Annotated in this window: 8 protein-coding genes and 1 pseudogene; all 9 read left to right on the top strand. The window is 59.4% G+C overall.

The genetic code is table 11. The features are described from left to right. Positions 1-3 precede the first annotated feature (3 nt). Positions 4-657 carry a hypothetical protein gene (locus V6575_RS21605; RefSeq protein WP_340277396.1) on the top strand — a complete coding sequence of 218 codons (654 nt, stop codon included), beginning with the start codon at positions 4-6 and terminating at the stop codon, positions 655-657. Positions 658-904: 247 nt separating this feature from the next. Further along, positions 905-3,544: a tetratricopeptide repeat protein gene (locus V6575_RS21600; protein ID WP_340277394.1), complete on the top strand. Its 2,640-nt coding sequence runs from the start codon at positions 905-907 to the stop codon at positions 3,542-3,544. A 74-nt stretch (positions 3,545-3,618) separates the two neighbouring features. Further along, positions 3,619-4,716, top strand: coding sequence for an alginate lyase family protein (locus V6575_RS21595; protein ID WP_340277392.1), 1,098 nt, complete (start codon positions 3,619-3,621; stop codon positions 4,714-4,716). A gap of 36 nt (positions 4,717-4,752) precedes the next feature. Then, complete coding sequence (locus tag V6575_RS21590; RefSeq protein ID WP_340277390.1) at positions 4,753-6,183, top strand: phosphomannomutase; 1,431 nt, start codon at positions 4,753-4,755, stop codon at positions 6,181-6,183. A gap of 67 nt (positions 6,184-6,250) precedes the next feature. Then, complete coding sequence (locus V6575_RS21585) at positions 6,251-7,648, top strand: tetratricopeptide repeat protein (protein ID WP_340277389.1); 1,398 nt, start codon at positions 6,251-6,253, stop codon at positions 7,646-7,648. Positions 7,649-7,675: 27 nt separating this feature from the next. Next, positions 7,676-8,911: an AGE family epimerase/isomerase gene (locus V6575_RS21580; protein WP_340277388.1), complete on the top strand. Its 1,236-nt coding sequence runs from the start codon at positions 7,676-7,678 to the stop codon at positions 8,909-8,911. 38 nt (positions 8,912-8,949) lie between these two features. Next, the gene (locus V6575_RS21575) at positions 8,950-10,443 is read left to right on the top strand and encodes an MBOAT family O-acyltransferase (RefSeq protein WP_340277387.1); all 1,494 of its coding nucleotides are present in this window, start codon (positions 8,950-8,952) and stop codon (positions 10,441-10,443) included. A gap of 18 nt (positions 10,444-10,461) precedes the next feature. Continuing rightward, complete coding sequence (locus V6575_RS21570) at positions 10,462-11,595, top strand: alginate O-acetyltransferase AlgX-related protein (RefSeq protein WP_340273365.1); 1,134 nt, start codon at positions 10,462-10,464, stop codon at positions 11,593-11,595. Positions 11,596-11,757: 162 nt separating this feature from the next. Continuing rightward, a pseudogene (locus tag V6575_RS21565) lies at positions 11,758-12,441 on the top strand (IS3 family transposase); the annotation flags it as partial.

The following is a 12,441-nucleotide window of genomic DNA, read 5'->3' as shown; positions in this document are numbered from 1 at the left end:
AATATGTTGTCCAAACTCCTTGCCCTGGTCGCTGTCTTCGTCCTTATGGTGGCAGGTACTTCCAGCTCAGTAATTGCCGAAGATGCCCTTTACGAGGCGCCGATACCCGCTGACAAAAGCCTTGTCCGGTTTGTTAACGCCAAGCTCAAGAACGGGCTCGTGGTAGACTTCTCAGGCCAGAAATTCTCCGTCGATGGGAAGGCGCTGTCGGCCTACAACATCATTCAGAACGGAAGCTACACGATCGCCGACGGCATCTCTTCCAAGGACGCTGTTCTGGAGCCAGGCAAGTTTTATACGGTTGCCGTCGGCGCTGAGATCGACAGCGAACCGACGATCATCGTTATCGAGGACAAGGCCGTCGACAATCCGTCAAAGTCTGCCCTGACCTTCTACAATTTTGCCAGCAAACCGGCGGATCTCGCCCTCGCGCTCAAGGGCGATACGCGCAAGCTCTTCGAAGGGGTCGCGCCCGGCTCCATGTCGAGCAGGGAACTGCCCGCGATCGACATTGGTCTCCTGGCCTCCGTCAACGATCAGCCGGTGTTTGAAGCGGAAGCCATATCGCTGGCGGCCGACAAGCGTCAGAACGTCGTCGTTCTGGAAACTTCCGTCGGCGTGAAAGCCTATCTCGCGATGACGGCACTCAGCAAATAACAAGGGAATGCCAACCCGTCAGGTTTGGGGAACAAGAAAAATGAAAACGATCACGTATTTCAGGGCCGCTCTGGGTTCTGTTTCTGTCGCGGCCTTTCTGGCCTTGAGCGCGCACGGCGCCCGCGCTGAAAATCCGCTCATCATTCTTGAACCGCCACAGCTGGACTATGCGGCAATCTGCAAGCCCAGGGCGGAGCATGACCAGCTGGTTCTGGACCGCGACTGGACCCAATGGGATGGGGCTGGTATGGAGATTGCCGCTGCCACGGCCATCGCCGTGTCCCGGGAATACCTGAAGGGCAGCGAACAGGCGCCGCGCTCGCCGGAAACCGCGCGCCGTATTTTGCAGGCTGCCATGGATCTTTATCCGGAAAGCAGACGCTCGTTGCTTCTGCCCATGGCACGCGTCCTCCAGGCGGCAGCCGAAACTTCGGGCGACCTGAAACGCGCCGAATCCTATTTGCTTGAAGCCTATGACAGCGGCTACACTCGTGCTGCGCTCGCCCTGGGCCAGTTTTACGGCGAAGACGGTCCGGCGGAAATGCGCGACGCCGAAATGGCCCGCAACTATTTGCAGCTGTCCGCCCTCGCTGCGGATCCGGACGGGTTGCAGGAGTATGCACAGGTGCTGGTCATTGACCCGGACGTTCCGGTGAAGCAGAAGCGCACAGCGGTTTTGGGAGCACTTCTCAACATGGTCGCCTTGCTGAAGGAAGGCGATTGTTCCGTTCTCAACGACATCGGCTTTTTTTATCTGCGTGGCGTGCTGGTCCAGCAGGATGTCGGGACGGCCCTGAAATGGCTGGAAGCCTTCGCCCAGACGGGGCACACAAGGACAGCCAATTATCTTGCCAACCTGTTTGTCTCGAATCAGGTCGAGCAGATCGATGTCTCGAAATCCCTTCAGTATTTGCAGCAGGCCGCTGATGGGGGCATCGCGTCGGCGCAATTCGGTCTTGGCAAGGCGTATGTTACCGGTCTTTCCATCGAGCCCGATCTCGCGCTCGCAGAGAAATATTTCTTGGCGGCCTCTGCCCAGAACCTGCATGCCGCTGACGAATGGCTGGCCCGCATCTATTCCGGTGAATTCGGCGGAGAGGCCTATGAGGCAAAAGCCAAAATCTATTTTGAGAAGGCGTTGCAACAGCCAGAAAAATCTAAATCACTGCCCGTGATCTATGGTGGCTATCTGTCGGAAGTCGGCGGCAAGGAAGACCTTCTGAAAGCGCTTGGTATTCTTCAGCAAGCCACCAATGCCGGTTCTGTCGACGCGGCCAACGAGATCGCCAAGATCTATCTTCAGCTCGGCGGCGAGGATTCCAAACTGCTTGAAAAGGCGATGGAATATTTCCGCACCGCGGCGAGATCGGGCAATCCCGACAGCGCCTCGAAGCTGGCAAGGATGTTTTCATGCGGCATGGGCGTGCCGATCTCAGTCAATCTTGCCAATGAATGGCTGCATCAGTCGGCCGTATTGGGGGGCGTCAACTCGATCTACATCACCGGCCTCAATCTACTTGCCAGCAACGACCCGGCCGCGCAGGAGCGTGGCCGGATCTATATCAAGCAAGCGGCTTTCAAGGGCAATCCGTCGGCCATCGGCTATGCCGTTGCCCGCTGGGAGAAAGGTATCGAGGGCTTTGAAGAACAGCCTCAGGCGGCAGCCCGCCTGATTGCGTTTGTCGACAACCTGAAGGACCCTGACCTGCGTATGCGGGCGAAGCTTGCCATTCTCAAAAACCGATTTGAGGTCGCGACGACGGTCGAAGACAAGGAAGCCCAGATCGCTGCGCTGGAACCGATGCTGGAAGAAGGCGGTGCCGAGGCCCTTCTCGCCAAGGCGGAAATGTTGCGCAATGCGGGAACGGCCAAGGCACCGGACCTTGCCGAACTTTACCGAATGATCGCGGAAATGGGCGACAGCCGCGGGCAGCGCGAGTTCGGAAAGCATCTTCTGGCCGACCTGACGCTGGATGTCTCCGTCGGCCGGGGCTGGTTGGAAAAGGCGGCCAAGGCCGGCGATTTCAAGGCAAAGCTGGCGCTCCTCGACCCGGGCGCCGAGGACGCCTTGCAGGTCATGGCGTCGATCGCAACCTCTGGCGAGGTCTGCACCGTCGATGAAATGGTGTCGATGGCCCGTGTTTATTCGACTTTGCCGGATCCTCAAGCCGGCACCATGGCAAGATACTGGATGTCGCTGGCGACAACGATTGCGGATCAGGATGGCGACGATCTCTACGCGATCGGCTCGGCCTTCCAGGATGGCGTGGACGGGCTTGATCAGCGCTATCGCGCCGAGGAGTATCTGCGAGGCGCATTGGCGCTCGGCCGCACGTCGGTGCTGCGCGATCTTGCCGAGGGCCATCTCAAAGGTTTCTGGCGGCAATCCTCGCCTGAAAAAGCTAAGGAATACCTCACCAGTTTGGCCGATCTCGGGGACAAGGAAGCCGGCAACAAGCTGCTCAGCGAAATCGCCGACGGAACCATCCACTCGGACCTGAAAGAAGTGTCCGATCTTCTGGTCTTCCTGGGAGACGAGGTCAACGCGCCGGACAAGTACCTGCTCAAACTCGCCCGGTTGAACCTGGAAGGGAGGCTGGGCGAGACAGACCACCAAAAGGTTCTGGAATGGCTCACCGTCTCCGCCAGAAATGGCGAGCCCAATTCCATGTACCGCCTCTATCAGGCGCATTTCTTCGGCAACGGGACTGCGAAGGACGTCGGGCTCGGTCTCGATTGGTTGCAGAAATCCGCCGAAGCGGGCAATGCCAAGGCCGCGCGGGACCTTGCCGTTGCCTACAAGGTTGGTGTGCCCGGCCTGTCGCCTGACCCTGAAAAGGCAAGCTTCTGGGAACAACAGTACAACGACCTATCGGACGTTGACTAGACAAAAGACGGCTGTCCGTTGACTTGGCGGGTGGCGGTTAGTTCGAACGTGAACCTTAGATCCAAGGCTGCTATATGACGCTGAATGTCTTGAAATTACTGGTTTTTGCTTTGGGGGCGCTGTCGGTGTCGAACGTGTCCGCCAGCGGCTACAATTTGCCCTTCACGCCGGCGCGCCATCTCGAAGACAACAACGGGCGTTTCGTTTGCGAGGAGAAGTTGCCGCAACCGGTCGAAAAGCTCGAACTCAGCAGTATTTACAAGGACGAGGACGAGAGCCGGTCGACCATTGATCCCAAAAACAAAAAACGCTACGAGGAGGCGATTGCTGGCACGAGGGCATTTCTGACCTTCGTCACCCGCAGCGCCAGCAACTTTACACAGACAGACGGCAACCGCCTCGACGAGGCAGCCTGCGCCTTGGCCGCGCTCGATCTCTGGGCCAGAGCCGACGCCTTGTCGGATCTGAAGACCCGGCAATCCTTCCTGAGCACGACCCGGATCATTGCAGGAAGCGCCGTTGCGTATATGCAGGTGCGGTCGGCCGCTCGGCTCCTCAACTTCGACACTGATCGCATAGAAAGATGGCTGACGCGCCTCGCGGAAGAGACCGTTCCGGTCTACACGGAGTCCGGCGAACGCCGGTCCAATCTTCAGAACCACCGATATTGGGGCGGTTTTGCGGTTGCTGCCGTCGGTGTCGCGGTCGGCCGGCAGGACCTGCTTCAATTCGGTTATGACAGCTACAAGATCGGCGTCTGCCAGGTCACCGAAGAGGGCGTCCTGCCGCTTGAGCTTGACCGCAAGAAAAAGGCCCGCGACTACCACCTTCATGCCTTGGCGCCGCTCGTCATGCTCGCCTCCCTGACGGAGGCCAACGGCTACCAAGCTTTTGCGCTCTGCGACAATGGCCTCCAGCGGCTGGCGCGGTTCTCGCTCGAATCCATCATTGATCCAAGCCGGATGGAAAGACTGAGCGGCGCGCAACAGGTGAAACTGCCGAAAGGAAAGAACGGCCTGACACGCGGCGACCGCATCGCCTGGCTGGAAGTCTATCTCCAGAAGTACCCGGAAGACCGTGCGAAATACGAAGGGCTTTTTGAAGGCCCGCTTTACGCCTCCACCTTGGGGGGACGTATTAGCGTCGTCTACAGTCTAGATTTCAGAAACTGAATTTAAACAAAGATTTAGCTCCATAAGGAGAAGCGGATGAGTTTGAAATTTGGCACCAGCGGCCTGCGTGGCCTTTCCGCCGAGCTGGTGGGGAGTCCGTCTTACGTATATGCCGCCGCGTTTGCGAAATACCTTTTGGATCAGAACCTCGCCGCTTCCGGTGACCGGGTGTTGATTGGATATGATTTCCGCGACTCCAGTCCCGCCATTGCTGCAAATGTCCGGCAGGCTGTCCATGACACCGGCTTGGTTCCGGTCGACTGCGGTACGCTGCCCACACCGGCACTTGCCTTTTACGGCCTCGAGCTGGGAGCTGCTTCTACGATGATCACCGGGTCGCATATTCCGGCCGACCGGAACGGCATCAAATTCTATCTGCCGAGCGGAGAAATCACCAAACAAGACGAAAAAGCCATCACCCAACGAGCCGCTGGGATCTCGGCGCCTGAGACCGCCGCCGAAGAGGTGCCGTTCGAGGAACTCGGCAAGGAAGCCGTCGCGCGTTTCATGCAGCGGAACCGGGAGCTGCTGGCACCTGAAGCGTTGAAGGGGCTCAAGGTCGGTATCTACCAGCACTCCACGGTCGCGCGCGACATGCTCGCCGGCATCCTCAAGGACTTTGGCGCGGAGACGGTTCTGCTTGGGCGTTCGGAGACATTCATTCCGGTCGATACCGAAGCCGTTTCGGGCGAGACCCGCGCGGCGTTGAAAAGCTGGTCGTCCGATCACAGCCTCGATGCGATCGTCTCCGCGGATGGCGATGGCGACCGCCCGCTGATCGTGGACGAGACCGGGGAGCCGGTCAACGGCGACATTTGCGGGTTTCTGGCGGCACTGTTTCTAAAGGCGAACCGTATCGTGACGCCGATCACATCGAATTCCGGCATTGAGACCGCATGCGTCTGCGCCGTGCGCCGGACCAAGGTCGGCTCGCCTTTCGTAATCGCCGGCATGGACGTCGAAGCGAGCCTTGACAGCGCTCTCGTGGTCGGGTTCGAAGCCAATGGTGGCACGCTGACGGCCTCGGATTTCCAGGTTGCAGGTGGCACGCTCAGCGCTTTGCCAACCCGCGACTGTTTCTTGCCGATTCTGGCGGTTCTGGCGACGGCAAGGGTCGCCAACAGCCCGGTGTCCACGGTGACGGCCGCGCTTGGGCTTAATGCCACGGCCTCGGACCGGCTGAAGGACTTTGCCCAGGAAAAGAGCGCGGCAATCATGGCCTGGCTGACGGAAGAAGAGGGCAACCTTGCCCTGTTTCTCAAGCCTGTCGGCGTGCCCGCGGCCGTCGACACGCTCGACGGTCTCCGGATCACCCTGGAAGACGGCTCCGTCATGCATTTCCGGCCGTCCGGCAACGCGCCGGAAATGCGTTGTTATGTCGAGGCCTCGAGCCCGGAAATCTGCAAACACCTGCTGGAGAGCGGGCTCAACCTGCTTGTATCTTTCGACCGGACCGAAACCGCCTGAGGGGCGGCCTCTAGTCGAGGAGCGGGACACAAAAGTGAATGAAAACCTTGGGGATTGGAGTTGAAAAGTGGCTCATCGCATCAAAGCTAACGCATGGCTGGTCATGCTGCTGGGAACCGTCGGTCTGCAGCTGGCCGCCTGTCAGGGCAATCCGGGAGCAGCCTATCAGAACGCAAAGGTCAGCATTGCCCATAACAAGGCGGGTGTGAAAACGCCGAACGACCCCGAAAAGCTGCTTTCGATCGCGGCGAGCCTAGCGACGAGCAAGCGCGACATCCAGCAGTACAATCGGGAATACGGCAAGTATCTCCTGGAAAAGGGCATGAGGCGGCAGGCCTATCAGGCGTTTGAAACGGCGGCGCTTGCCGGTGACAGCTCGTCGGCCAACAGGCTCGTGCGCGGACAGGTAGATGGACATTATCGTCCCTCCAACCTGAGCAAGGTGACGCAACAGGTCTATCTGCCGGCGGCGCAAAATGGCTCGAGCGTTTCCGCGAGCCTCCTGATGGCGGAGTTGGTCGGCAAAGGCCAGGTGCGCGGCCCCGATTTCAAGACCGAAAGCTACTGGTTAGAGCGCGCCGTGGCACAGGGGTCGACCACAGCCGGGCGTGAGCTTGCGGAAAAAGCCGAAAGAGCCGGCAACATCAAGCTGGCGGCCTCCAATTACGCGAAGACCGACAAGATCTCGAAAAGCGCCCGCGCCCTGCGCCAGGCCCGGGTTTATTACCTTGGCCAGGGCGTGCGGCAGAACACGAAAATTGCCCATGCCTGGATGAATGTGGCGCGCAGGCTCGACAAGAAGGGCGCGGGCGAACTCGCGGCGCGTGTCTACAGGACCACCGGCGGCAGCCGGGACGGCGCCTATCTGCAGGAAGTAGCCTCGGCGGCCGGCATCAGCAATGTCCTGCCGCAGGGCCGGATCACCCGCGACTACCGGGCCGCCAAGACCGAGGCGGAGCGTCAGGCCCTGATCGAACCGCTGGAACGGTCCGCCGATGGCGGCAATGCGGACGCCGCACTGATTCTCGCCAACATCTATATCCAGACCGGCGGCAGCGACGACAAGATCGCAAAGTACCTTGGCAAGGCCTATGTCGGCGGCAAGAGCGAAGCCCTCAACTTGATGATCACGCGGCTGCAGCGGGCGAGGGCCGGGTCCCCGTCGGCGGAGGCGCTCTATCAGGCGGTCGCCGCGGCCGGCAACAGGGGTAGCGTTCCGGCGGCGCGTGCGCTCAGCGCCATGTATTCCATCGGCGGCGCCAAGCCAGCCAACGTCGCGGAAAGTCGTAGATGGCTGCGCAAGGCGGCCGATGCCGGCGACACCAAGTCCCAATATGAGCTCGGCGTCGATCTATACGAAAACGGCGACGGTGGCGGCGATCAGGCGGTGGCCGTGAAATACCTTCAAATGGCCGCCGCCAGCGGCGATCCGTTTGCTTCTTCCTATCTCAAAACAAAGCAATAGTTTTCTGTTTTTAAAAGGAAAAATGCCGTGGTTGATTCAAAGTTTGAAGTGCAGACCGCGCCCTTCGCCAGGCAGGTCGAAACCCTTGAGACCTGGCTTTCGGAAGCCGCGCTTCCACTCTGGCTTGAGGCCGGACGGGATCCGGTCCGCGGCGGCTTCTACGAGCGCATTCAGCAGGATGGCCAGCCGAGCGAGGCGGACAACCGGCGCGCGCGGGTCCAGCCCCGGCAGGTCTATTGTTTCGCCGCTGCCGGCGCGCGTGGCTGGGCAGGCGACTGGCGGGGCGCAGCCGAAAGCGGCTTTGCCTGGTTCGAGAAGGTCTATCGGCGCACCGACGGGTTCTACGGCAATCTGGCGTCGCAGAACGGTGTTCCGATCGACGCTGGCTTCGATCTCTACAACCAGGCCTTCGCCCTGTTTGCCTTTGCCGAGTTCGGCACCGCCTTTCCTGAGCGGAAGGCCGAGATGGAAGCGAAGGCGACGGCCCTTCTTCAGGCGCTGAAGCAGACTTATGCCCATCCGGAGATGGGTTTTGAAGAGGCCGTTCCGGTCAGTCTGCCGCTCTGTTCCAACCCGCATATGCATCTTTTCGAGGCCGCCCTGGCCTGGGAGGCGGTCGCTGCCGATCCGGTACCCTGGACGGCCCTGGCCGACGAGATCGCCAGCCTCGCCATGACCCGGTTCATTGACGCCGGCAATGGCGGCTTGCGAGAATTCTTCGAGCATGACTGGGCGCCGTTCGAGGGTGACAAGGGACGCATCGTCGAGCCGGGGCACCAGTTCGAATGGGCCTGGCTGCTGTGCCGCTGGGGCGAAAGCCGCGGCAATACGGAGGCGCTCGCAAAGGCAAGACGCCTGTTCGCCATCGGTGTCGATCATGGCATCTGCGACCAGCGCCAGGTGGCTTTCATGGGTCTCTACGACGATTTCTCGGTGTCCGACCCGGTCGCCAGGCTTTGGCCGCAGACGGAGTGGCTGAAAGCAGCCGGGATCCTGGCCCGTCAGAGCCTGGGCGGGGAGCGTTTCGCCTATCTGCAGGAAGCGGTCAGGGCGTGTGTCGCGCTGCGCAAGTACCTGGAAACGCCGGTGCCGGGGCTCTGGTTCGACAAGCTCAGCCCGAAGGGCGAATTCGTTGATGAGCCTGCTCCGGCCAGCAGCTTCTACCACATCGTCTGCGCCATTTACGAAGCGCAGGACACGCTGCGCGCGCTTGTGGGTGAGGAATTGAAACAGTCGGCCGTCCCGCTTGACACCTGCCAGTGACGCTCTGCCGGGCGCTGCTGAAGGTTACGGAAATTGACTTGTTCGGGAGCCGCCCGGTCGGCGGTGACCTGAATCATACTGGAAAGGTTTGGGCCATGGTGTTTTCGTCGGTCATTTTCATATTTACCTATCTGCCGCTGTTCCTGGCCATCTATTACCTAACGCCGACCCAGTACCGGTCTTATACGATCCTGATCCTGTCCTACGCCTTTTACGCCTGGTGGCGTGTCGACTTCGCCTTGCTGATGTTCTTCACGACGCTGGTGAACTACCTGGCCGTGGCTCTCATGTTCCGGTTGGATCAGGACCGGGTCCGGCTGAACATCCTGGTTGGAATGGTGGTCGCCAATCTCGGCCTTCTGTTCTATTTTAAGTATTTCAACTTCTTCGCCGAAAGCACGTCCTTTGCCTTCAACAGCGGCGAAGCCTATGCTTGGGCGCTGCCGCAGGTGATCTTGCCGATCGGTATTTCCTTTTATATCTTCCACAATCTGAGCTATCTGGTCGATGTCTATCGGCGCGATCTGACACCGTCGCGCAGCTTTGTCGACTTCTCGGCCTTCATCGCGTTTTTTCCGCACCAGATCGCCGGTCCCGTGCTGCGCTTCGCCGACCTCAAGGAACAATTCTACGACCGGGCGCACAACGCCTCGAAATTCAACTACGGCGCCGTGCGCTTCATGACGGGCCTTGCCAAGAAAGTGCTGATTGCCGACAGCGCGGCGGTGATCGCCGACGCGGCCTTTGCTATCCCCAATCCGACGGCGTCGGAAGCCTGGCTCGGGGCGATCGCCTATTCGATCCAGCTCTATTTCGACTTCTCGGGCTATTCCTCAATGGCGATCGGTCTTGCCATGATGGTCGGCTTCTATTTCGTCGAGAATTTCGACGCGCCCTATACCTCGGTCAACATCACCGATTTCTGGCGGCGCTGGCACATTTCGCTGTCCTCATGGTTGCGCGACTACCTCTACATCTCACTGGGCGGCAACCGCATCGGCATCAGCCGGACCTATGTCAACCTGGCGGCCACCATGGTGCTGGGCGGCCTGTGGCACGGTGCCAACATGACTTTCATCGTCTGGGGTGCCTGGCACGGGCTGTGGCTGATCATCGAACGGATCTTCAAGATCTCGGCCAATGCACCGTTCCAGATTGGCAACTGGCTGCTGACTACGCTGGTCTTTGTCATCGGCTGGGTGTTTTTCCGCTCCGAGACCATGGGGCAAGCGAAGGACATGCTCTCGGGCATGTTCGGTCTGCAAGGGTTTGCGCTGCGCAGCGACTATGCCTGGCAGTTCACCGCGTTCTCGCTGGTGTTCCTCGCGCTCGGCATTGCCATTGCCCTTGGGGAACGTCAGCTGCGCAAGGCGTTTTGCCTGAAGAGCACCCATGAGCTAGTCAAGACCAATGAAATCGACAATCCGCCGATTTCCCAGCCGATGGCGATTGCAGCCACCGTTCTCGGCGGATTGGCCATTTTAAAGCTGGTCGCCGACAGCGACACACCCTTCCTGTATTTCCAGTTCTAATCGGCCGGAGAAAGAAACATGCCTATTCGTCAGTTCAATCTCAGTGCCATGTCCGGCTCGGGCGACAATCCTGTCACCACGACTATCAAGTACCTGCCGACACTGTTCTGTGCCGCCATGTGCGGTCTGGGCATCTATGCCTTTGTGCATTTCTGGACCAGCGACGCGATGGTGGAGCATCGCCGGCAGCCCGTCGATTACGAGGATATTATCAAGGGTCGCGAGGCTCTCGCGCTGGAGGAAATCTACAAGGAAGAATTCCCGATCCGCGATTTTGCGACCGGTCTGATGAACACGATCAGCTTCGGGGTCTTTGACGAAGCCCGCAAGGGCCTGGTGAAGGGAGCGGACGGCTGGCTGTTCTCCGACGAGGAATTCACCTGGAACCGGGAATCGACCGAGACGCTCAATGAGCATCTGAAATTCATCGAGGAAACCGTCTTCGATCTCAGCCACAAGGGGATCACTGTGGTTGCCGTGCTGATCCCGGAAAAGGCGGACATCTACAGCGACAATCTGGGACGGATCGACCAGCCTGCGGCGCGGACGGTCTATTATGAAACAGTCCGCCAACGTCTTCTGGCGATGGAACACCTGAAGGTACCCGATCTTCGGGCGCGGTTTCAGGACGCGCGGGAATTTGAAAGCGTTTTCCTGAAGGCCGACACCCACTGGACCGTTTTCGGCGCCGGTGTCGCCGCGAAAGCGGTCGCGGAGACCCTGGCAGGCAGCGTCGATCTGAAAGAGACCGCTTATGAGCTGAAGCCGCAGGCGGTGACCGCTCATATGGGCGATCTCTATAATTTTGCCAAGTTTTCCGTCTTCTCGCCTTATTTTGACCAGTCGGCGGAGCAGGTCACGCGTCTCGACGCGGTGGCAGCCGAGCTTGGCCTCGACGACCTATTTGCCGAGGACAGTGCTGGACCAGAGGTCGCCCTGGTCGGGTCCAGTTACTCCGCCAATCCGCTCTGGAGCTTCGAGTCGCAGCTGCGCGCGGTCACCAGGACCGACCTGATCAATCTGGCCGCGGAAGGCGAGGGGCCTTTCAAGCCGATGGAAACGTTCCTGAAAGAGGAACGCGCGAAGCTTCCGCAGCTAAAAGTGGTGATCTGGGAGTTGCCGCTGCGCTATTTCGACGAGCCTAAATTCTGAGCAGTTGTTGAATGGGTATTGCCAAGTTGTTTGACCCCGGCGTTTCGGTTATCGAGACGACATGAGATTGCCGAGCACTTTCCCCGTCTGAAGGGGTTTCGTTTTCTGAGCCTCCCCCTTTGAAGTGGTCCTCCGCTATGTTTAGGAAAACGGAGGAAACACATGACCAACAAGCGACCAAAGCCGGAAGAGATTGTTACGAAGTTACGGCAGGTTGAGGTTCTGACAGGGCAAGGGATGCCGCGTCTGGATGCTATCCGTCAGATCAGCGTGACTGAACAAACGTTCTACCGCTGGAAGAAGAAGTACGGTGGAATGGGCACAGATCAATTGAAGGAACTGAAACGCCTTCAGCAAGAAAACGAGCGATTGCGCAGGGCCGTTTCTGATTTGACCTTGGACAAGTTAATTTTGGCGGAGGCCGCTAAGGGAAACTTCTAAGCCCCGCTCGCCGTCGTGCTTGCATTATTCGTGTTCGCGGTGAATTGAATGTCTCAGAACGCCGGGCTTGCCGCGTTTTGAGACAACACCTATCCACACAACGTAAGGTACCAGTTGGTCGTCCAGACGAAGAGCGGTTGGTGGCCGACATGATCGAGCTGACTCGCCAGTATGGCCGATACGGCTATCGTCGGATCGCTGCGCTGCTGAGAGATGCTGGCTGGCAGGTGAACGACAAGCGGATTGAAAGACTGTGGCGGCGAGAGGGGCTGAAAGTGCCAATGAAACAACCAAAGAAGGGACGGCTCTGGCTGAACAACGGGTCGTGCGTTCGGCTACGACCTGAGTATCGCAACCATGTCTGGTCGTACGACTTCGTGCATTGCCGGACCGACGACGGTAAGG

The sequence above is a fragment of the Roseibium algae genome (genome assembly GCF_037783265.1).
In the GTDB taxonomy this organism is placed as follows: Bacteria; Pseudomonadota; Alphaproteobacteria; order Rhizobiales; family Stappiaceae; genus Roseibium; species Roseibium algae.
The sequence above is the reverse complement of the archived record's forward strand: the minus strand, read 5'-3'. Positions and strand labels throughout refer to the sequence as shown.